This is a genomic window from Neobacillus endophyticus (assembly GCF_013248975.1).
Taxonomy (GTDB): domain Bacteria; phylum Bacillota; class Bacilli; order Bacillales; family Cytobacillaceae; genus Neobacillus; species Neobacillus endophyticus.
The window spans coordinates 4,600,703-4,620,980 of record NZ_JABRWH010000001.1; the positions used below are offsets into that span (position 1 = coordinate 4,600,703).

General features: G+C 35.7%; 23 protein-coding genes and 2 pseudogenes. 9 read left to right on the plus strand and 16 right to left on the minus strand.

Annotated elements, in window-relative coordinates; all coding sequences use genetic code 11:
- Positions 1-85 precede the first annotated feature (85 nt).
- Positions 86-857 (minus strand): annotated as a pseudogene (locus HPT25_RS22595) (putative protein N(5)-glutamine methyltransferase).
- Positions 858-1,353: 496 nt separating this feature from the next.
- Here HPT25_RS22595 and HPT25_RS22600 point away from each other — a divergent pair.
- A complete protein-coding gene (locus HPT25_RS22600; protein WP_173069553.1) occupies positions 1,354-1,869 on the plus strand; it encodes a DUF3189 family protein in 516 nt (171 codons plus the stop codon).
- Between the two features lie 231 nt (positions 1,870-2,100).
- Here HPT25_RS22600 and map read toward each other — a convergent pair whose 3' ends face one another.
- Positions 2,101-2,853, minus strand: a complete 753-nt coding sequence (gene map / locus HPT25_RS22605; RefSeq protein WP_173069555.1) for a type I methionyl aminopeptidase — start codon at positions 2,851-2,853, stop codon at positions 2,101-2,103.
- A 161-nt stretch (positions 2,854-3,014) separates the two neighbouring features.
- On the opposite strand from map, the gene HPT25_RS22610 reads away from it, so the two are divergent.
- A complete protein-coding gene (locus HPT25_RS22610; protein WP_173069557.1) occupies positions 3,015-3,194 on the plus strand; it encodes a small acid-soluble spore protein H in 180 nt (59 codons plus the stop codon).
- A 61-nt stretch (positions 3,195-3,255) separates the two neighbouring features.
- On the opposite strand, the gene HPT25_RS22615 is transcribed toward HPT25_RS22610, so the two are convergent.
- From HPT25_RS22615 to HPT25_RS22630, 4 genes are all read right to left on the minus strand, one after another.
- Complete coding sequence (locus HPT25_RS22615; protein WP_173069559.1) at positions 3,256-4,449, minus strand: glucose-1-phosphate adenylyltransferase; 1,194 nt, start codon at positions 4,447-4,449, stop codon at positions 3,256-3,258.
- A 251-nt stretch (positions 4,450-4,700) separates the two neighbouring features.
- Positions 4,701-5,516, minus strand: a complete 816-nt coding sequence (locus HPT25_RS22620) for a dienelactone hydrolase family protein (RefSeq protein ID WP_173069561.1) — start codon at positions 5,514-5,516, stop codon at positions 4,701-4,703.
- 98 nt (positions 5,517-5,614) lie between these two features.
- Positions 5,615-5,839: a hypothetical protein gene (locus HPT25_RS22625; RefSeq protein ID WP_173069563.1), complete on the minus strand. Its 225-nt coding sequence runs from the start codon at positions 5,837-5,839 to the stop codon at positions 5,615-5,617.
- 486 nt (positions 5,840-6,325) lie between these two features.
- Complete coding sequence (locus HPT25_RS22630) at positions 6,326-7,168, minus strand: DUF4357 domain-containing protein (protein ID WP_173069565.1); 843 nt, start codon at positions 7,166-7,168, stop codon at positions 6,326-6,328.
- A gap of 135 nt (positions 7,169-7,303) precedes the next feature.
- Between HPT25_RS22630 and HPT25_RS22635 the strand changes: the two genes are divergently transcribed.
- Positions 7,304-7,825: a hypothetical protein gene (locus HPT25_RS22635; protein ID WP_173069568.1), complete on the plus strand. Its 522-nt coding sequence runs from the start codon at positions 7,304-7,306 to the stop codon at positions 7,823-7,825.
- A 601-nt stretch (positions 7,826-8,426) separates the two neighbouring features.
- Here HPT25_RS22635 and HPT25_RS28490 read toward each other — a convergent pair.
- Complete coding sequence (locus tag HPT25_RS28490) at positions 8,427-8,777, minus strand: YolD-like family protein (RefSeq protein WP_217269800.1); 351 nt, start codon at positions 8,775-8,777, stop codon at positions 8,427-8,429.
- 572 nt (positions 8,778-9,349) lie between these two features.
- Between HPT25_RS28490 and HPT25_RS22645 the strand changes: the two genes are divergently transcribed.
- The 3 genes and pseudogenes from HPT25_RS22645 to HPT25_RS22655 all read left to right on the plus strand — a co-directional run bounded on the left by HPT25_RS22645 (position 9,350) and on the right by HPT25_RS22655 (position 12,703).
- Positions 9,350-10,429, plus strand: a complete 1,080-nt coding sequence (locus tag HPT25_RS22645) for a hypothetical protein (RefSeq protein ID WP_173069572.1) — start codon at positions 9,350-9,352, stop codon at positions 10,427-10,429.
- Positions 10,426-11,166 (plus strand): metallophosphoesterase family protein, encoded by a 741-nt coding sequence (locus HPT25_RS22650; RefSeq protein ID WP_173069574.1) that lies wholly within the window; start codon positions 10,426-10,428, stop codon positions 11,164-11,166. The genes HPT25_RS22645 and HPT25_RS22650 overlap by 4 nt, the downstream gene beginning before the upstream one ends.
- Positions 11,167-11,542: 376 nt before the next feature.
- Positions 11,543-12,703 (plus strand): annotated as a pseudogene (locus tag HPT25_RS22655) (IS3 family transposase).
- Between the two features lie 103 nt (positions 12,704-12,806).
- Here HPT25_RS22655 and HPT25_RS22660 read toward each other — a convergent pair.
- The 9 genes from HPT25_RS22660 to HPT25_RS22690 all read right to left on the minus strand — a co-directional run bounded on the left by HPT25_RS22660 (position 12,807) and on the right by HPT25_RS22690 (position 18,339).
- Positions 12,807-13,079, minus strand: coding sequence for a helix-turn-helix domain-containing protein (locus HPT25_RS22660; RefSeq protein WP_173069576.1), 273 nt, complete (start codon positions 13,077-13,079; stop codon positions 12,807-12,809).
- A 124-nt stretch (positions 13,080-13,203) separates the two neighbouring features.
- On the minus strand, positions 13,204-15,687 hold the full coding sequence (locus HPT25_RS22665) for a coiled-coil domain-containing protein (protein ID WP_173069578.1): 2,484 nt from the start codon (positions 15,685-15,687) through the stop codon (positions 13,204-13,206).
- Positions 15,688-15,844: 157 nt separating this feature from the next.
- Positions 15,845-16,201, minus strand: a complete 357-nt coding sequence (locus HPT25_RS22670) for a hypothetical protein (RefSeq protein WP_173069580.1) — start codon at positions 16,199-16,201, stop codon at positions 15,845-15,847.
- A complete protein-coding gene (locus tag HPT25_RS22675; protein ID WP_173069582.1) occupies positions 16,202-16,417 on the minus strand; it encodes a helix-turn-helix domain-containing protein in 216 nt (71 codons plus the stop codon).
- Between the two features lie 210 nt (positions 16,418-16,627).
- Positions 16,628-17,179, minus strand: coding sequence for a hypothetical protein (locus HPT25_RS22680; RefSeq protein ID WP_173069584.1), 552 nt, complete (start codon positions 17,177-17,179; stop codon positions 16,628-16,630).
- Between the two features lie 175 nt (positions 17,180-17,354).
- Complete coding sequence (locus tag HPT25_RS22685) at positions 17,355-17,708, minus strand: DUF805 domain-containing protein (RefSeq protein ID WP_173069585.1); 354 nt, start codon at positions 17,706-17,708, stop codon at positions 17,355-17,357.
- Between the two features lie 4 nt (positions 17,709-17,712).
- Positions 17,713-17,901, minus strand: coding sequence for a hypothetical protein (locus HPT25_RS29490; RefSeq protein WP_512698530.1), 189 nt, complete (start codon positions 17,899-17,901; stop codon positions 17,713-17,715).
- Between the two features lie 73 nt (positions 17,902-17,974).
- Complete coding sequence (locus HPT25_RS29415) at positions 17,975-18,049, minus strand: hypothetical protein (RefSeq protein ID WP_376767987.1); 75 nt, start codon at positions 18,047-18,049, stop codon at positions 17,975-17,977.
- Positions 18,019-18,339, minus strand: coding sequence for a recombinase family protein (locus tag HPT25_RS22690; RefSeq protein ID WP_246277263.1), 321 nt, complete (start codon positions 18,337-18,339; stop codon positions 18,019-18,021). Before HPT25_RS22690 ends, HPT25_RS29415 begins: the two co-directional genes overlap by 31 nt.
- Before the next feature lie 336 nt (positions 18,340-18,675).
- On the opposite strand from HPT25_RS22690, the gene HPT25_RS28835 reads away from it, so the two are divergent.
- The 3 genes from HPT25_RS28835 to HPT25_RS22700 all read left to right on the plus strand — a co-directional run bounded on the left by HPT25_RS28835 (position 18,676) and on the right by HPT25_RS22700 (position 19,882).
- Positions 18,676-18,834, plus strand: coding sequence for a hypothetical protein (locus HPT25_RS28835; protein ID WP_246277264.1), 159 nt, complete (start codon positions 18,676-18,678; stop codon positions 18,832-18,834).
- Positions 18,835-18,846: 12 nt separating this feature from the next.
- Positions 18,847-19,257 (plus strand): GNAT family N-acetyltransferase, encoded by a 411-nt coding sequence (locus HPT25_RS28840; protein WP_312857320.1) that lies wholly within the window; start codon positions 18,847-18,849, stop codon positions 19,255-19,257.
- Between the two features lie 193 nt (positions 19,258-19,450).
- Positions 19,451-19,882, plus strand: coding sequence for a hypothetical protein (locus HPT25_RS22700; RefSeq protein WP_173069589.1), 432 nt, complete (start codon positions 19,451-19,453; stop codon positions 19,880-19,882).
- Positions 19,883-20,278: the final 396 nt, after the last annotated feature.

Here is a 20,278-nt window from a genome sequence, read left to right on the forward strand (position 1 = left end):
GTACACTTTAGTTTGTGTGATGAAATCAAAATATATGCCAGGTTTCTGCGGAACTGACAATTTAAGTTGTCAGTTTTTTATATCTCTAAATAGCCTGTTTTGTACCAATGATGACAGTTGCTTCCAAAAATTCATCCTTGGCCACATTTGTAATTAATCCGGCATTTGTAAATAGTTCTTCTGTTTTTTGAACCTGTCTCGCACTCGTTTCAACTAATAAGTGACCGCCAGGCGTGAGCCAATATGGTGCTTCTTCTGCTATTCTTCGCTGAATGTCGAGTCCTTCCTCTCCCCCATCGAGCGCAAGCTGCGATTCATATAAGCGTGCTTCTCGAGGAAGCAATTTCATCGATTTGCTAGGGACATAAGGTGCATTAGCAACTAGGATGTTAACACGGCCCTTTATTTCATTTGGCAATGCATGGTATAGGTCTCCTTCAAAAACAAATCCGTCAAAAACCTTTGTATTTTTCTTGGCACATTGAATGGCGGCGGAATCGATATCTGCAGAATACAGACGTATATTGCCTTTTTCTGCGGCCACAGCTGCCCCCACTGCCCCTGATCCGCAGCATAAATCAATAACAATATCCTTCGGTGCGATCAGAGCTGCGGTCTGCTGAACAAGAAACTTCGTTCGTTTGCGAGGTACGAATTCCCCCTTGGTCCACCTCTATCCTTAAACCGCAAAATTCGGTGTATCCGATAATATACTCAATAGGTGTCCCGTTCGCCCGCTTATTCACCATAATCAAGAGATCCTCTGAGCTTGGTGCTGCTGAAATGAGCAATCTTGCCTCCTCTTCTGCAAAAACACAACCCGCATCCCGTAGCTTCTTTACGATTCTTTCTTCCAATTCCTTATTAATCCAATTCATATACCTATTAAAATCCTCTCACCACACTTGTAGAATATTTTTTAAATCTACCTATCAAAATTGCCCTTCGTTCTAAGACGCATTTTTTGGAAAAAGCTAATTGGATGTTTAAATAATCAGCTCATAACCCAACACTTTCCTCTCTTCCCTCAAATTACCTTAATTATATAATCAATATTCCATTGTTGGAAATACATTTATTGAATATTTACGGTTTCAAAATTGCTGATAATGATCTCTATCATTTTCTAAAAAGCGCTAAAGAAACTCGCAGTTTCATTCTGCAAAAACAGCGAAAGAAAGTGCCGCTAGCAGCTAAACACAAACGAAGATACTTCATCTTTCTTTTTTTTACATTTATAGTTGTAAAATTCAGGTATCCCTATAGATCCTAGATTATACAAAGTAAAATTACATAATCTTTTTCCAGCAGGGGAAAGTATAGACATTAAGACTTACGTAATTGGAGGACATTATGATATACATTTATCATGATTTTGGCGGGACACATACCACTTCCATCGCGGCTGCCTACCATTTAAAAATCATAAACCCATCCTCACAAATGTTAACGAAAGAAGAAATTTTAGCCATCCCCTATTTTAATCAATTAAAGAAAAAGGATGCGGGAAGGATTTTTTTTCATGGAAATGATGATGAAGGTCATCCTGTGTATACGATTGGCAGGCGAAATGATAAGTTGGTTTTACCTGCACTCCAAGATTTATCCAGTCTATTTTTAACCAGGTATCAAAAAGAAGAACGGATTGTATTCTCCAACACTTCGCCGACAGTTCCACTCGCCATGACACTGGGAGGTTTTTTCTCACGTGGATTAGGAATTGATTTCATTGGCGTTCCGCTGCTCGTTAAAGGGGCACAGCAATGCCATAGGCACATCTATCAATTGGTGGAAACGACAAAAGAAATTGCTCACCAAAATACCACACAGCAAATTATATCCATCGAAAATCCTCAATTTCAGGCATAATAAAACGGAGCCAATGACCGAAGTTTGGCTCCGTTTTATAAAAAATAATAATGTAAAACTGACGGTTGCTCGAACAAGAAACTAAAAGGTTCCTTAATCCCTATCCTTATTGTTGTTTCTCAAATTTTTCTGCTGCCGACTGAATCACGATTTCCTTTCCGACAGTTTGCAAAATTTAGCTTTTAATCCAATGAATGTTTCCCGAAAGCCAAAATGGCTGCGTTACCTAGATTACTCTCCTTCATTTAATGTAATAATGATAGGGCCATCCTTAGTAACAATAATCGTATGTTCGTACTGAGCAACGAAACTTTTTTCAGTAACATATGTCCAGCCGTCACCTTTTTCAAATACTTCTTCCTCCAATGTGGAGATAAACGGCTCGACTGCGATAACCATACCCTCTTTCAGCAATTCATCACCATCGGTCTCGTAGTAATTAAAAATATACTCAGGTTCCTCATGGATGGTCCTGCCAATTCCGTGGCCCGTTAGGTTTTTAATGACTGTAAAACCATGCTTTCTTGCTGTTTGATAAACTACTTTGCCGATTCGGCTTTTTTTGGCACCTGGTTTCGCTTTTTTAATTCCTTCATCAAATGCTTCCTTGGCAACCTGGCACATATTTTTCAATACATCATCGCCCTCACCGACAACAAATGAAATACCGGTATCCGCAAAATAGCCATTTTTCGATCCGGAGACATCGATATTCACCAGATCCCCTTCCTGGATGACGCGGTTTCCCGGTATGCCATGCGCTACTTCTTCATTGACACTAATGCAAGTGTAGCCAGGGAAATCATATTCCCCTTTCGGTGCCGAAATGGCGCCCGCTTTTTCAAAAAGTTTTCCGGCCATTTCATCCAGTTCTTTTGTCGTAATACCGGGTTTTGTACTTTCAACCAATTCGTCCCTAATGGCAGCACAAATTCTGCCAATTTCTTTCAAGCCATTAAAATCTTCTGGTGTCTTTGCAATCATTCTTTTCCCTACTTCTTCGTTAATTTGAAACTCTTCGCTGTTTATTGTAACGTTTCTGATATAAAAAATACAATGGTATCGTTTGAGATTAGCAAGCTTTCGTATATAAACCTACACAATGCAAATACTGTAAATGGTTTAAATGAAAGGAGGAGAAAAGAATGGACGCACGACGTGCACAAGAAATAGCCGATTCTCATTCAATGGCAAACGTTTTATACAATGGAACACGTGTCTATATTGAACATGTTGATCAACAAAATGGACAGGCTACGATCCACCCGCTTGACCAACCAAACCAGAAGCAAAGTGTTTCAATTGCCAATTTAATGGAGCAATAATAAGTACAGTTTAAAAGCATAACGGGCACTTCAAAGTGCCCGTTGAATACAGATTCTTACCTTATTTATTCGTAATAACTGATTTCACATTATTTTTACTAGCTACATCTTCAACATCCGGGTCAATCACAGCTTGGTTGCCTACCACCATCAGTTGCTCATTCGGATCTTTTGAAACGATATAAACCCCATTCTTGATTACTGAACCATTTCCCACTACCGCATTCTCTATCCACACATTTTCTTCAATTGCCGTATGTGGCAATATAAGAGAATTTTTTATGATCGCTCCTTTACCAATTTTCACCCCACTGAACACAATCGATTTTTCAATAGTGCCATAGATTTCGCAACCATCACTGATTAAACTATGGTGAACCTTGGCACTTTCATCAATAAAGGTCGGATGGCCGCTTTTTTCCATTGAATAAATTGGCCAGTCTGGATTTTGCAGAAAAATATTTTTCTTTTTATTTAAAAGATCCAGATTTGCTTCCCAATAGCTATGAACAGTACCGACATCCTGCCAGTATTCATGAAAACGGTAAGCAAATAAATCTAAACTATCCTCCATCATCGCTGGAATAATATCTTTGGCAAAATCTCGGTGGGTAAACTCTTTCTGCTCCTCTTGAATTAAATATTTTTTTAAAATCGGCCATTTAAAAATATAAATCCCCATCGAAGCTAAATTCGTTGTTGGTTTAATTGGTTTTTCTTCAAAATCTATAATCTGGCAGTTCAACTGGTCTATTTTGATAAGCCCAAATCTGCTAGCATCCTTCCAAGGAACTTCTACTACTGAAATGGTACAATCTGCGTTTGTCTCCACATGCTGTTCAATCATCAGATTATAATCCATTTTATAGACTTGATCACCAGACAGAATAAGTACATAGTCAGGCCTGAACTGTTCAATATATTCGATGTTTTGATAAACTGCATGGGATGTCCCTTCATACCATTCAATCCCAGATTCATCTCTCTGAAAAGGCGGCAGGATCGTCAAGCCACTAAATCTGTCATTTCCAAATCTACAATCTGCCAAATAAGAATGCAGTGTATGCGGACGATATTGTGTTAAGATCCCGACTGTATCAATTCCCGAATTCTTACAATTGCTTAAGGCAAAGTCAATGATGCGGTATTTTCCACCAAATGGCATAGCAGGTTTCACAATATTCCTTGTTAACAGGTTTAATCTCGTGCCTTTTCCACCGGCCAACAGCATCGCAACCACTTTACGTTTTTTCATTGTCCTCCTCCTCCTCACAATTTGAGTACAATCCAAACACTCCTATTTGGACTGTTGCTTATACTTTTATTATCTCCGAAATTTTCCAATTTATCGATTTACATGTGACACTTTTGTGAAATACCACCATAATTTTCTCGACAGAAACATAATTTCTATTATGCGAATTGTCGTATTTTTGGAGATATATCAAAAAAACCTCATCTCTCCAATCGAAAGAATGAGGCGTTAACTTTAGAATATGTGTAGAATCATTTCAACACTTGTGAGAAAAATTGCAGTACTTTTTGATAGGCATCTCGGGCGGATTCTACATTGTAGGCGGACCGAGTATCATTAAAAAAAGCATGTTGGGTATTTGGATAAATTTGATACTCGAAAGATTTTCCTTGTTTTTTCATTTGTTCCGCAAAATTAGGAACATGTTCTGAGATTCGCTTATCCAAATCACCATAAAATCCGTAAACAGGGCAGTTGATATTTTTCAGTTCTTCAGTTGAAGGCGGATTCCCATAAAAAATGGCCGCTCCTTTTAGCTGAGGGTCACGACTGGACAACAGCCCTGATAATGCACCACCCATACAAAAACCGACTGACACCACTCCTTGTCCCTTGGAAGCCTTGCATTCTTCTCTTAAAAATCTGGAGGTCTCTAACAGTTCCTCGATATAATGGGCAGAATTTAAACCGCCAAACATGGTTTCAAACGTTTTGGTAACACGGTTCCGCTTTCCTTCTTCCAATTCATCAAGGGCCTTCTCTCGCTCGGCTGGATTGTTCCAAACTGAATGTGGTAAGGAATCCATAAAGCTCTTGACCTCTTCTACTCTTTCTGCTTTCAAATCCTCAATCCGGCATCCATTTTTCGCATAAAGATCTGGCGCAAATGCTAGATAACCTGCCTGTGCGAATCTTTCCGCCACATCTTGAATATGGGCATCCACACCCCATATTTCCTGAATCACAATAATCGCTGGCAAGTTCTCGTTCACTCGGTCCATCTTGGCCATGTAGCCAACGTATTCCTCGTTTTTCCCATAACGGATCCACTTGGTTTCTAGAGTCATTGAGATTCCTCCGTTTTAAGATTATTATATAACCATGTTAACAAACACAAGTTATAAAACAAAATTTTTGAAACTTAAAAAAATCGCCACCTTTTTGGTTAGCGATTCTCATTGATATATAAACGTTCACCCGTTCCTGGATTGACGTAAACTCGTATTCTATCTTGGGAAACCGGATCAATAGATACTTCCTCAGTCGGTTCAAACCCTTCTGGAGGTTTTCTATTTTCAATTTTATATCGCTTGTCCTTTCGTTTAGAAAGAATCCAGAAAAACAGGACAATAACTACCTGGAAAATTATATAATACAGGAACCAATGCATTCCTATTCTACCTTTTCAACCACAACTGCAGTACCGTATGCAACAATTTCACTCATATTCTTCCACATCTAAACAGACCCCCTAAAATCATTGGCGTAACTACTTTTTTCATTCAATACTCAAAAAAATGCCCGTCATTTTGTCCGCGTATAAAATAATTTTTATTATTCCACGGACATTATCGATATTGCCTATTTGGTGTTCATAACTAACTTTCTAAATTCGCAGCAAGATAAGTCAACTTTATACAAATTCACTTCCGCTGAACATGCTCGACCACCTTATGTAAATAATTATAGCAAGTTTTTTTCAAAAGGTCTTTACGTTTTAAAGAACATTTCTTCACAAAGGTAAACCATTCTTACATCTATTCCGAGATACAATAGAGAATTTTGTCCCTCCCCTCATTTATCTAGTCTTAATATAGATTAGTGTGATAAACGCTGAACACTAACAAGAAATTCAGCGTTTATATTTTATTTAACTTTACTTATTAAAATAATCTCTGAAGGTGATGTCCCCAAATTTCCAATGGACTTTGGCATTACAATTTCCACCATAAATTACCCCGGCAGAAGTTGTTGGACTTGAGAATGGGCAATTTCCTGTAAATATTAAGAGATCTCTATCATTAGGATGATCAATTAATGTACCAGTCTGTTTTAGATGTAATCTTTCTTTTTTGACCTTAGGACTTATTGAAACTTTATCATTTTTACAAGCAGTTGAGCCGGCAAGAACAACATAACTGCCTCCTTTAACTTCCATTTTGGCATCAACCCCTCCCAAAGTTAAGGTAAATAAGGGTTTATTTACATTTGCCAAAGAAATAGTATTTGGGAGTAAAAATGTATAACGGCATATTTTAAAAAGAGATAAAATGGTAGCCATAATGTCTTCGATGACATATTTTGCTCCTCGATAAAGTGGTATTTTAGGAGGAGAATTTTTATTGTGCAACTTCACTTTTTGCGATTTTTCCAGATTTTCGTAAAACCGTCCTTCAATGTTTAAGGTGGTGTTTTTATCAAAAGTTGAATCTTCTTTCTGACATACAATTACAAGGACATAATCCCAAAAATCACGATTTAATCCGCCATCTTCCAATCTTCTTTTAATTGGCACACCTGATCCTATATACACTTCTGGTAGTACACCATCCTCACTACAATAAAAATACACTCCAGCTTGGCACAATAAGGGTTCATTGGCTAGAAAATCTTTTAGTGCGTATCGTGGTACTTCATATAACACAATTGACCTGTTAATGACCTCTACAACTTTAATGTCATTTGGAGTTATATGAGTTTTAAAATGAATTCTTTCCATATTTCCTCCCATTTTGAGTAATACTTTTTTGTTCATGTTTATTTTTCTTTTCTTTATTATTTATATTCCTTGAATATTATTATATTTTTGGGAAATACTTTTATGAAAAAATAATATTCAAGGAAGTTATATAAGATGGAGTTAAAAAAAGAAAATAATTTTGTTCCTTTAAAAAAAGCAAAAATTATTGCATGTAATATAATAAATAAAAATTGTCCAAATACATTTTCAGAAGAACAAATATACAATCTACTTTGGAAGTATTTTAAAAATATTAATGAATTGTATGCAGTACCTCAAAATAAAAAAGAAAAACAAATTCCAATGAACAAATTAAATGACTGGATTGATGTATTTATAAAAGAGAATAACATTAAAGAAAGTTTAAATTATTCCTATGAAAAAAACGAAAATAATAAAGATACAATAATTAATGATAATGAATCAAAAAAATTTATAAAACAGCAGATAAATTTTTCTAACTTTCACAATATATTTTTGTTAAAAGTATTTAAAAATATTTTGTTTTCCATTGATATAAATAAAATTGAATCTAATGAAGCTGATTTAATATTAAGTATACTAAAAAATAGTTTAATCGTTTATTTCGATTCTGGTATGGAACAGTATAGTAAAAACGAAAAAAATATATATTAAAATATCTTCAATAAAAAACAAAATTTTTACTATCACGAAAATTCTTCCTTGCGAAGACATATTTTCGGAAGGTCATTTTTATATTTCCATTTCAACGAATTAATTTCTTGTTAAAAAAGATCTTCTACCCTTATAATGCAGTAGAATCAATTTTCATTCAAAGTTATTAGGTCTCTAAGTGGACAATATACTTTTGAAGTCTTTTTTTGAAATTTAACAAAATTTCAGTTAACCGGTTAACCGAAAAAGAAAATCACGATGATTTTTATATCTTGAGCAAATATTTTTCTAACGTAAGCGGCTTCATTTATAATTTAATTGGTTTAAAGACAAAGGTGGTTATCACATTATGTAGAATATGTGGAGCTGGTACTAACGCGAGCGAAAAACTCTTATTTTTTTGCAAAAAAATGCTATCCCCAAAACTAAAGAGAGCAGTGGCGCTGTAGTAGGATTCAATCCAATACCAATCCCCCAATAACTTCCTCGAAATCAATCTTGCGTTCTCTGCTTTCCGCTAGTTCCATCAGCACCTGGTTTGAGAATGGATCTATTGAATGAATGCGACCAGTTTGTTTCGATATAAAGCCGTCAGACAAGTTTAGATCTTTACCGGAAAGTGATACTCCATCGCATAGCTTAGACGCTGGTCGAACTCGTCTTTCTCGTACTCAACAAGGATGGGTTTACTTACCTTTTGCTGGTCATGCCAAATTCCCCGCTGAGCTTTTATTAACTCGGGCATCGCGTACGCAAACTGCCACTTCTTCAAACCACGATCTCTTTTTGACATCACATTCACCACGATAATCATTATGTGCGAACTGGTGTTCATTATGTATAATAAAAAAATCCATAAAATTAGTGAGTTTGAATAAAAATTGCCCTTTACATCTAAAAATCCCTCAAATTGGCTTTCCGAATGCCAATTTTGAGGGACTTTTGTGTTCAATGACCATTAATTTTAATAAAAAAACATTAATATCAAAAAGAATTTTTATGAAAAATATTGAACAATAATTATATATCCACAAAAATAATTATCCATAAAATAGTTAATTGTTAAATAAATTAATGATAACAGGTAATTCGAAAAAATAATTATTATTAAAATAAGTAAATGGGTAAATAAATTAATATTTAAAATAATTATATTAATCAAAAATGATGTCAATAAATATTAATGTGAAATATGGATAAGAATGCTATAGAAAATTAGTTATAGAAGCACAATAGATACTTTTTTATTCATAACTTTTAATATCAATATAATTTACCATCAATAATTATAATATTGATAATAGTTGGATATAAATAAAGGATGTGAAAAACATGAATGTACGATGACATACCGCCATTGCACGCACCATCTTGTCGTTTGAATGTTGAATAAAATACTGAACATTAATCCATTTTAATATTAATTTGGTTTGATATTAAATAAATTTAATATTTTATTGAATTTATAATATATAAACTTAACGTTAAATTTGAAAATGGTTGATATAAAAAGGATGAAAAATCATGAACCCAGAGAAATTGAAGCAATGGCTCGAACAACAAGGTTTGGAGCCTGAAAAGATCCAAAACTTCCTCGCCCAAATTGAAAAAGACCATCTGGAAGAACAAAAATATCTTGAAAACATGCTTTCGGTGAACGATGCTGCGGTGTATTTGAATGAAAAACTAGAAGATAAATGGAATTCAGCGAAGGTCCGACGGTTCATCCTAGACGGAGAAATCCAGCCTTCTGTTAATCCAGGTAACGCTAAAAAGATGGGGTACAAAATCCATAAAGATGAGCTTGACCGCTTTATATACGATTACAGCATGACAAAAGAGGACTGGAAAGCTTACGCCAAGAAGCTAGAGAAGAAGGTGGCAGCGCTAGAAACAAATGCGCTGCTTTCTATGGTTCCGATTTCCAATGTCGACCAAGATCCGACGGAAGAAGAGGTTGTGATTACCGGATTGAAGGTAACAAAAGTCGTAGAAATAGAAGAAGGCATTTTCCGATTCGATGTGGAATTCAAATATGATGATGAAATGTGGTACGGCTTTGGGGATGAGATTACTGAAGAGGACCGTTTAGTGTTATACTCCATGGAAACCAAGACTTCTTCCTCGAAGCGGATATATTATACCGCGCATGATGAATGGATCGTAAAAAAAATAATGAATGCTCTTTTACAAAAGGGACTCAAGTATAGGATTGCCAAAATGATTGAAGAAGTATCATCGGGAGAAACTCAAGAAAAGGATCGGATGGAGTCGGACAAAAAGCCGCCTGTACTTGAAACAAGATCCAAAACAACCACCACCCATACTTTAGAGAAATATGAGGCACCGATACTAGAAGAGCAAAAGGAACCACAACCTCCATTTCCCTCTCTTATCAAATATATGATTGATAAGGATATCCCTTGTCCGTTATGTGGAAAGTGGAAAAATTACTCCAAGTTTGCGAAGCATGCCAAGGAAGGACATCGTACAACTGCCAAACAAATTCTTAATGAACAGCGCGATATTATGGACAAAATGTGGAATGAAAGAAAAAACGAAAATTCTTCACACGGCAAGCCAAAAGGTGGTGGATTAGAATGAAAAGGAAATTCGCCATAAGCGACGTACATGGTCAATTTGATTCAATGATAATATTGCTTAATGAAGCCAATTTCGACCCGAAATACGACCAATTGGTATTTGTTGGTGATATGATTGACCGAGGTCCGGACTCTGTTGGGGTCATAAAATATGTCAAGCATCTGCAGGAACAGCACCCTAAAAATGTGTTTGTCGTGTTAGGTAACCATGAGGTCATGATGAGGCGGTATCTATTTAGAGGGTATAATGATATGTGGCTACGATATGGCGGACAGGAAGTGATACAGGAGTTAAAGAGACGATTCGTAAGCAAAATGGAAAGAGATGAGCATCTCGTATGGCTGGCAAATCTCCCTATTACATATTGCGACGAGCAATATTTTTATACACATGCGGGTATCAATTTGAACAATGCCCCCTTGAAACAGCATGAAGATTGTACTTTTATGGGTATTGATGAAATGTATTCAGTGAATCAAAATGATTTAAATAAAGCTATCGGCGGTCGAATAATGGTACACGGGCATACCCCTTATCTCTCGGTTTACCGAGCAGGCAATTTCATATCCTGCGATACAGGTGCTTCTGTTTTGCCGAACGGAAAACTATCTCTAGTTGATCTTACAGGTAAAAAATATTACTGTAACGTTTCCCAAACACCTGAGGTTTTAAAAATTGCGATCAAAGAGATGGATATTACCAAGAGAATCAAAATATACACGGAGAGTGGTTACTAAATTTTCTTACCTGTTGTTCTCAGATTTGCTCCCAAAAATATAAATACAAATTTTGGTCAATTTATTGATAGTTCTACAAATTACTTCCCAGGTCGATATTTATACTTATAACAGTTGTTTGTTGGCTAAAAGTACCATAGACTACAAATACACATTTTCAACAAATTACAACATTATATCTCGACAACTGGTTTGTACCATGGAAATTAAATGTTGTAATTTGTTGAAAAAGTTGAAAAGTCGTTTTTTAGATGTTGTAAAATAAAACCCTGCAACTAGGCTGACTTCACCTGGAGAGACCCTTGTAAATGAGACAAGGAAAAAACACCCCCTGAATCGTATTTATACAATATGATTCTTAGGAGGGTGTTTTTCTTTGGGCACAAGAGTTCATTACGCGGAAGAATTAAAGTGGGATGCAATTAAGATAAAACAAGCTGGAAAGACGAACAAAGAAATAATGGAGCAGCTGGGGATAAAAAATAAGACACAAATTAAAACATGGATGAAATGATACAAAGCTGGTCAAACCTATCGGTTTTCTCAACAGGTAGGCAAGCAATATTCCTACGGTAAGGGAACGGAGGAACTGAGTGAGTTAGAACAATTGAAACTAAAGAATAAACAGTTAGAAACTCAATTGGAAATCTTAAAAAAGTACCAGGAGATCGAAAGGAGTTGGAGCCGAAGGTCGTTTTAGAAGTAGTAGAAAGTCTCTCTTCCAAGTTTAAAATAATGGATATTCTTAGGATAATGAGCATTCCTAAGGCGACCTATTACAGGTGGAAAAGTAAATACAAAGTTAATGAGTTAACACCTTTGGAAGAGCTCGTAATAAAAATTTGTGAGGAAAACTATTACCACTATGGCCATCAAAATTAAAGCGATTCTAAACAGAAAGTATGGCATAAATGTTAACCGTAAAACTGTACAAAAGATAATGCAGAAACATCAGATTCAGTGCCAAGTTAAGAAGAAAAAACAGAAGTATATTAATGGTGAGAGTAATATTGTCGTGCCTAACATTCTCAACCGAAATTTTAAAGCGAATCGCCCAAATAAGAAATGGTTAACGGATATTACGTACTTAACATACGGGTCAACAGTGTTGTATTTATCAACAGTGATGGACCTATATAACAATGAAATCGTAGCATATAAGATAAGTGCCAAACAGGATATACAATTAGTAACGGATACATTAAGAGAAGCTATAGAACTGCGTAAACCGGTAGGATTGATGCTTCACAGTGATCAAGGGGCTGTTTATACTTCTTACGCTTTTCAGAACTTAGCAAAAGAAAAAGGCATTATCACAAGCATGTCCAGAAAAGGAAATTGCCATGATAATGCCGTCATCGAATCCTTTCACTCCTCGCTAAAGTCGGAAGGATTCAACGCTCAAAGAAGAGCATCTATGTCCAATTCTAAAGTAGTACAAATTGTAAATCAATACATGTATCGATATAATCATATACGCATTCAGGCAAAATTAAACTACCTGTCCTCGGTAGATTACAGGGGACAGGCAGCATAAGTGTTTTTTCTAAGTCTCATATTAGGTCAGTCCAACCTTGTACAGGGTTTTTATTTCAAGCTATTCTTCAAAAAAATTCTTCATATATCAAAATCCCTATTAATTACAACCATTTTCTATCTTTTATCCAGGTGTATCTTTTCACATCAATACCCTTTATCTTTTTACGTGAATAACCTGTTGCCGGAATCTTTTTTGCTAGAATCCATCTTCTAACTGTTTCCTCATGGACGCCGATTGCATCGGCAACATCCTTAGGAGGTAACATCATCTCATCATCGATTTCTCCATAATAATTTGGTAACCCATGAGGAATGGGTGCTCCATTTTTTATTGCTTTTGCAAATTCATCATAAGTCATTTTTTCATAGACCATTTTCTATTTCTCCTTCTACCAATTGTGGCTAGTTTATATGGTATACAATTAATAGTGGTTATACATACTAGCATAATCAAAAGAAAGAGAAAACCATAATTGCACTATGGTTTTCTCTTTCTTTTTAACGATGTAAAGTTAATTCGTGTTTAAGTTCATTTATTTTGCTTGCTCTCTCTTTATATGGCATTTTTTTAATTTCCTTTTCAGTTGCATCACGATATCGTTCAAGTTCGTTTAGTAGCTCTGCTTTTCGGAAATGGCTATCAACTTTGAGTCGCATTTCATTTACTTTTTGCATTGCAGTCTCGGCGACAATATGCATACTTTGATCATTTTGAACAGATGTGGCAGCTGTCTCTTCCTGTGCTTGAGTCAGCAATTTTTGCAACTCTGCTATCTTCTTTTGCTGTTCAGAAATTTGTTGCTTCAATGCTTCTACTTCAGGACTTTTTAATTCAATACCCTGATTTTGGTTTTCGGATTTTGAATTTAATTCATATAGGTAAGAATTCCGTTCATCTACAAATATATTATCGAGTTCATAAATGTCTTTAAACTCATATGAGTGGTCCGATTTAGTCCTTCCTATTACAGATAATCGGTACCCCTTATTCTTTTCCCATAACTCAAGTGCGTCTTTATTCCATGGGAAATTCAATATTTCGTCTACACAAAAATAAAAACAACCTTTGGGAATTTCGGAGGAATAGTGTTTATCTCCAATTGTTCCTCCTTGTTTATTCACATCATGTCTCATTTGGATTTGACCAGCTCTTTTTTTGTATTCATTTAAAGTTGTATAGTTTAAATGGGTTTTATCAAAAAGATCGTTTAAAGAATGTCGTGATGATTTAAATTGGAAAATTTTCCACATCTCTTCCATCTCTTCGTCGATTTCATTAAGAGTATCTTTAATCTCCGAAATCCAATTTGTTGGATGTTTAAGTATTGCTTCAGGATCACCCATTTTAAAGGAATTTCTAAATAGATATCCGACACCGCGCTCTTTTTGTGTTGTATATAGTACCTTTTCCAGATATTCATTTATTAATTCAACTAAAAGAGGGACGATCAATGTACCATATTCATGAGAAGGAGAATACGCTCCTTTACTTACTAATTCCGGTATAAAAAGCAATCCATAGCCTCTTTCATTGACTGTTTTTAAAAGACCTGTCTTCTCATCTAATAGGAAATGTTCTAAACGAAGCTCTCGAATTTCCTCTGGTCTTATACCAGCAAAACAGCCTACCATCCACATTACAGCATTCCTACGCCACATTTTAACTGGGTAACGCCTTTTACCAGTTGCTTTTATAGCTTCAAAGACGCGAATAATCTCGTATCTCAAAAAGAATGCCTTTTTCCGCATTTTTGACTTAGGAATCTTAGGTTCTTTCTTAGGTAGGTATTCTCGCGCGTGGTAAAGATTGGTTCTCGTCTCCCAGTATTCCATTTTATATGTCTCGTCCGAAACAATTCTATGAAGAGGATATTTTGTTTCCCATTTAGACATTAAAAAATAAAGAAAAGGAGAAAATGTTTTAGATACTGTATATTGAGTGGTTGGTAAATACCCTTGCAGCAATATTCTAATGTCTTCAACGGTTAATTGGAAAAGATCAAATTTTGAAGCCTTTCGTTTTATTACATTTGCATCTTTTTCCGATAATATGCGAAAATTATTACGTTTATTCTTGATTGATTCATCCTGAGACGGCACTACTTCAATAAGTTTTTCACCTGATATCTCTTTTCCAGCAATAATTTTTACCAAATACCTGGATAAATCCTTTTTAAGTCTTTCACGGTCTTTGTCTCTTGTTAAAATTGGATAATCGTAACAAGTCACGTTTTCCCATCTGAAACCATTGCCCTTTTGTCGTTCTCTAAGATAATCATCAAGCATCTCTTGTATTAAAGGACTTAATAAGGAAAACCAGTTTATGGATTTTCTCTCATAACACTCTTCCATATTTTTTTGATGCTTTTTAGTTAGTTGAGCTATATCATATATTACTTGTTCAATATCCCATCTATTCGTCCCTATCAAATGATCAGGCTGAGTTAATTTTCCCTCTCTTATAAACTTTCGAATGGTTGTGTGTTGTACATCAACGAATTCAGCAATTTTATTTGTACAACAGTATTTTATGTGTTTGAAAACAGTTCTGCCGAAAAAATAAATCGTTCGGTTTGCTTTAGGTGAATATGCTATATCAACAACATGTTCTTCCCATAAACCCTTTTCAATTTCCTGTAATAATTCCTTTGAACTGAAACCCATCCCACTTGCTAAACGAGAATCCTCAATTAAATCAGGATTGTTCCTTAAATCTTTAATTTTACGTTTATATTCCTGAAAGAAGTTCTGTAAGTAACCTATGCTCGTTTCAGGAAATAAATATTTTAAATTTCTGTATCGGACGAAATCTTTACCGGCTTCATAGATTCCGGCATTTTTTAATTCCCCTGCTTTTATAAATCGGCTTAATACAGTCTCATCAATACCAACTAATTTAGCTACTTCAATCGTTCGATAAAGTAAGCACTCAGAGTTAGTTTCGAATTCTATAGCGGTTGGTAAGTTTCCTGATAAATTCAATTATCCCACCTCAATAGCCATTGTTTTATCAAACTCTTTACCTCTAAGCTGTGGTTTTACGTTTTGATGTTTCAAAAGTTTTAGCCTATAAAACATGGTGAAAGTCCGGATAGTATTAATTATATGATTTGTTGTATTTATTGTATATACCGAATTCCTATTTTGACCCCTCATAGTACTTAACAAGTTCTTCCACTTTTTTTAATAAAACCAACATTTCTTGCCCATGTCGTTGAGATAATTTATTAAACCTGCGCTTAATTGCATACCACTCTTTCTTTGGATTAAAGATTGCTGTGTTCACGGCAGCATCCATTACCTGAATGGTGATCAATGTAGCAAGATTGCCTTTCTGTTGACAAAAATCACATGACCATCTGGTTGTCGCTATGTCCATATCTGCCTGCTTGCCGCAAGCTAAACATGGAAATACGATTGCTTTTTTTAGGGAATCCAAGTAGTAGTTCAGTTTTCGATCCTTAAAGAAGGCTATTGCAATCAGTTCCTTTCCCATTTATATCTCCTGGCAACGTGAACGTTCCATGAATGCCTTGAATTCTGACCCAACAATAACATACTTTCCTCCAAAGTTGTAACAATCCAATTTCCCCGACCTGCACCAGCGCCGAACAGTTTCACTATGGAAACCCACTATCTCTGAGATCTCCTCAGGGGTCAAAACTGCATCATCTGCAACTTCGAAAATGGAATGAATGTTGTACTTTGTCATATGTCCCTCCTACATTCATTGTATTTTTTAATTATTACCATTATTAGCATATCCTACATTTGTTATACATTTCGTATAACATTTTTATTTACAAATCCATTACTGATGTAAACCAATTAGTAATATATGAATTTTTACGATTTGTTATACAAAATAAAAACAAAAGCACGTACAATTCGTAACAGGCGCTTTTGTTAAAATAATAAAAGACTAACGTGCGTCTTCTTCATTCATTTTCTTTTCGTACATCTTCCTTGCCATATCAGGGCAATTCTCATAAATTAGCTGGGTCGTTGCATGATGGTCTTCTTTTGCGTGTCGGGAAAAGTTTTTCAAATCAAACCATTTTTCACAAATCGGGCAAGGAACTATAGTTATTTTTCCTTCTGTTATTTTATAAGGGTAACGAAAGCGTTTTGATTTAGAAGACTCTTTTTTGGGGTTTTCAGACTGCCCCAATTGTTTAGTGGGGTTCTCGGTTATATTTCGTACCATTATTTTCTCTTCAGCTTTAGACAGCTTCTCTTTCAGTGCGGCAATTTCATATTTCAATGCTTCTATTTCGGCTTGATATGATTCCGAAGAATTTCCTAATAATTCTCTTTCAATCATAATAGTAATTGATTCTGTAACCGATAAACCAAGCTCGTGAATGTATTTCATAAATTGGTTGTAAAGTCTCGGTGTGACTCTAGCATTAAGATTTTTGCTCTTATTTTCTTTTGTTTTTTTTTTCTTCGCGTAATCTTCCAAATAACCCATTTCTTTTTCACTCCGGAATAACATTTGTATAACATACATTATAACTGATAGAAACAATGGCTATACAAGTGTATAATTAATGGAAAACATCTATATAATAAACGGAAAACAAAAATAAGGAGCCTCGGTTGACGTTACTCATTGTTTAGTAAATTTTAAAAGGTTATGATCCGTATTAATTGTCATCTTCATTTAATGATAAGACGCAAAATACTAATAACACAATCCATCCTGGTAACAGTAAAAAGATGAATAATAACCACCATCCACTCATATCAGAATCATAGAGTTTCCGTATGTTGACTGCTAAATTTGGTAAAATCACTACAAGAAGAAAAAAGAAGTAAAAAAGCTCAAAAATAATATATGACAATGAAGTATCTCCGACAAATTTAGGATGGTTTATCCAAGCGATAATGCATTCTAGGGGAAATAGAATAAAGTCATTAATTAATGTAAAAGTCCAGTATTCAGAACGACTCGCCCATACTTTAAATTCAGCGTACTTTTTTAGGGCTTGTAAATACATCCCATCACCTCATCCTTTTTATCGGTAATGAGATGAAAAAATGAAAACTTATTTTTTGTTTTTGCTGTTTGGTCTTATAATTCTTTAGTTCTTTCTGCTTTTCTTGCCCCGATTTGTCATTCTTGCTGATCCCCGTCATCTCAACGACCTGGGAATAGAAATGTGTTTCAAGCAGGGGCATTACATGATTCATTTTTGCCTTCGTAGTCGGCTTGCCACCTTCCCGGAAATTCTGGTTTCTGCCTAGCCTGTTGTTCCCCTTCCTGCTAACGTTCCACTATCAAGTCTCTCTCGAATTCCGCTAAGGCACTCAAAATTGCCAAAAGTAGGCGACCGTCCACGTGTTCTCCACTAACCCCATATTCAGGACATGGACATTTACGCCGCACGTATTTAGCTCTTTGACTAGATGAATCATCCTTTGCGCTTCGGGCAAACCGGTCGGGCTTCGTGACCATGAGTGATCACCTGGCTGCAAAGCCTCGAGCACTTTTTGGAACTCTGGTCTCTCCTTTTTCGTACCGGTAATTTTCTCCTGAGAAATTTGTTCGCAGCATTTCTCTCTTAGTTTATCGATCTGAAACTGTAAAGCCTGCGACAATCCGCTGACACGAGCGTAACCGATTATCATGAAAAATCCCCCGATTTTGGCATTTAGTTTAGGCGCCAATTTTAGGCACCTCTCGATAGATTGATTTTACCAATCACGGCTGTCGGTATCTAATCTGATGAGAAAAAACACTGAACAAACAATATAAATCATCATTATGAGATTTTTCCATTTGCTTAAATTGGAGGGTTAAATTGTTGGAGATATTTTTTGAAATCCTATTCTTTACCATATTACAAATAAAAAAAGCGAGCCAATTGATTAAAGGTTTTCTTTAGTGTTGCAAACCAATAAAATACATTTGAATTTACAAATAAATCCCGTCATTTTCTACCCCAAAAAAGGGAGTACGCTATAATGAAATTAGAAAGCCGGAAAGACTCGTTCGACCAGCTCTATTTTAAAAATGAGGTGAAAAATATGATTCATGTACGGGAAGCGCATCCTTTCGAAATGGAAATCATTCAACAAAAACGAGTGAATGCTTATCAAGAATACGCCAATATACTTCCGTAAGAACATTGGCGGGTGTTAGCGGAATCCATCTCTGTACCTACTTTCGCTCCTAACGTTCACGTCTTTGTCGCGGCAGAAAAGGAGGAAATCGTCGGGAGTGTCGTGTTGTTTCCGCCGCAAATGGATGCGTATCAAGGTCTGACTCATTCGTCTGAATCACCTGAGATTCGCATGCTTGCCATCGACCCCCATGCAAGAAAAAAAGGAATCGCAGAAGCGTTGGTCCTACGATGCATCCAATCTTGCCAAGAGGCAGGGTATGCATCCGTCGGATTACACACCGCTGATTTTATGAAGAGCGCGATGCGTTTATATCACCGTCTCGGGTTTGTCCACGTACCGGAAGGAGATTTTATTCCGCTTGATGACGGTATCATTGTCAAAGCCTTTCACTATTCTATTAAAAAGAAGTCTAATGATTAGGCTTCTTTTTGTTTTCCTAAAGCAATCGAGTAAATCAGTGAATATCCATTTATTTTCTTCAAAAAAAATGCATACAGAAGCCAAAACCCCCATTGGATTACGCTTCACATATTGTAGAATGAATCGAGCAAATTTGAGGATGATTCATATGAATCTACCTTTGAAAAAAATATTGATTTATGGGGGAAGAAAAATGATCCGTAGTCATTCACTAGACTTGCAAGCAAGTAAAGCCGTCTTCAACAAGCTTAAATCCCGAATTGAGCGGCACATGTGTTACAACAACATCTGGAACGTCTTCAGCAGTCATCAATGGAAATTCATCAGAAACGATTGGAGGATTGCCTATGGATTTGTGTCAATTTTGAATGACCCGCGTATGTTGGCAAGGCACTGTTTCATCGTTGACCGAAAAGGTAAAGCCATTGATCCAACAATCTTTTGTTTTGATCATTTTAAAGAAAATGAGGAAATAAGCTATTTTTCCTTCGCTGTTTTAGATAAGAATGAATATCTTACTTGTTTGGAAATGGATGACTACGATCCTTCCCTTCACACTGCTTGTAAGCCTGCTGAACATGAAATGTATCTATGGGCAAAAAAACAAAGATTGTACCTCCTTTAAGAGCTGACTTGTTGATTCCATTACCTGTTATTGTTTTGAATTTTGCTAAAAAATCCAATCTTGAGATTTTTAAATATTGGTAATGCCGCAATGAAAGATGGAATCGCTGCTACACACTCCGTTATAGAACATACACCCATTTATTAATTTTCATTTCAGTGCTTGTAGATTTGTATGGTTGACTTTATCCAGCTAAAAAAATTTCAGCCTGCGTGGACTTAAAATAGGATTGATTGTTACACCGACCGAAATTATTCATGACAAATATAATATTTACTAAGCTGTAAAATACCACTGTTTATCATAAGCAAAACCACCCTAGAACGGATGGTTAAGGAAAATGGACTTTACTTTTATGTTATTCATATTCAAGATGTTCGTAAATGCAGCTAGTTT

Excerpts from the sequence above, each read along its gene's own strand:
- HPT25_RS22600 (WP_173069553.1), top strand. The coding sequence starts at position 1,354 with ATGATATACATTTATCATGATTTTGGCGGGACACATACCACTTCCATC.
- map (WP_173069555.1), bottom strand. The coding sequence starts at position 2,853 with ATGATTGCAAAGACACCAGAAGATTTTAATGGCTTGAAAGAAATTGGC.
- HPT25_RS22610 (WP_173069557.1), top strand. The coding sequence starts at position 3,015 with ATGGACGCACGACGTGCACAAGAAATAGCCGATTCTCATTCAATGGCA.
- HPT25_RS22615 (WP_173069559.1), bottom strand. The coding sequence starts at position 4,449 with ATGAAAAAACGTAAAGTGGTTGCGATGCTGTTGGCCGGTGGAAAAGGC.
- HPT25_RS22620 (WP_173069561.1), bottom strand. The coding sequence starts at position 5,516 with ATGACTCTAGAAACCAAGTGGATCCGTTATGGGAAAAACGAGGAATAC.
- HPT25_RS22625 (WP_173069563.1), bottom strand. The coding sequence starts at position 5,839 with ATGCATTGGTTCCTGTATTATATAATTTTCCAGGTAGTTATTGTCCTG.
- HPT25_RS22630 (WP_173069565.1), bottom strand. The coding sequence starts at position 7,168 with ATGGAAAGAATTCATTTTAAAACTCATATAACTCCAAATGACATTAAA.
- HPT25_RS22635 (WP_173069568.1), top strand. The coding sequence starts at position 7,304 with ATGGAGTTAAAAAAAGAAAATAATTTTGTTCCTTTAAAAAAAGCAAAA.
- HPT25_RS22645 (WP_173069572.1), top strand. The coding sequence starts at position 9,350 with ATGAACCCAGAGAAATTGAAGCAATGGCTCGAACAACAAGGTTTGGAG.
- HPT25_RS22650 (WP_173069574.1), top strand. The coding sequence starts at position 10,426 with ATGAAAAGGAAATTCGCCATAAGCGACGTACATGGTCAATTTGATTCA.
- HPT25_RS22660 (WP_173069576.1), bottom strand. The coding sequence starts at position 13,079 with ATGGTCTATGAAAAAATGACTTATGATGAATTTGCAAAAGCAATAAAA.
- HPT25_RS22670 (WP_173069580.1), bottom strand. The coding sequence starts at position 16,201 with ATGGGAAAGGAACTGATTGCAATAGCCTTCTTTAAGGATCGAAAACTG.
- HPT25_RS22675 (WP_173069582.1), bottom strand. The coding sequence starts at position 16,417 with ATGACAAAGTACAACATTCATTCCATTTTCGAAGTTGCAGATGATGCA.
- HPT25_RS22680 (WP_173069584.1), bottom strand. The coding sequence starts at position 17,179 with ATGGGTTATTTGGAAGATTACGCGAAGAAAAAAAAAACAAAAGAAAAT.
- HPT25_RS22685 (WP_173069585.1), bottom strand. The coding sequence starts at position 17,708 with ATGTATTTACAAGCCCTAAAAAAGTACGCTGAATTTAAAGTATGGGCG.
- HPT25_RS29490 (WP_512698530.1), bottom strand. The coding sequence starts at position 17,901 with ATGAATCATGTAATGCCCCTGCTTGAAACACATTTCTATTCCCAGGTC.
- HPT25_RS22690 (WP_246277263.1), bottom strand. The coding sequence starts at position 18,339 with ATGATAATCGGTTACGCTCGTGTCAGCGGATTGTCGCAGGCTTTACAG.
- HPT25_RS28835 (WP_246277264.1), top strand. The coding sequence starts at position 18,676 with ATGAAATTAGAAAGCCGGAAAGACTCGTTCGACCAGCTCTATTTTAAA.
- HPT25_RS22700 (WP_173069589.1), top strand. The coding sequence starts at position 19,451 with ATGATCCGTAGTCATTCACTAGACTTGCAAGCAAGTAAAGCCGTCTTC.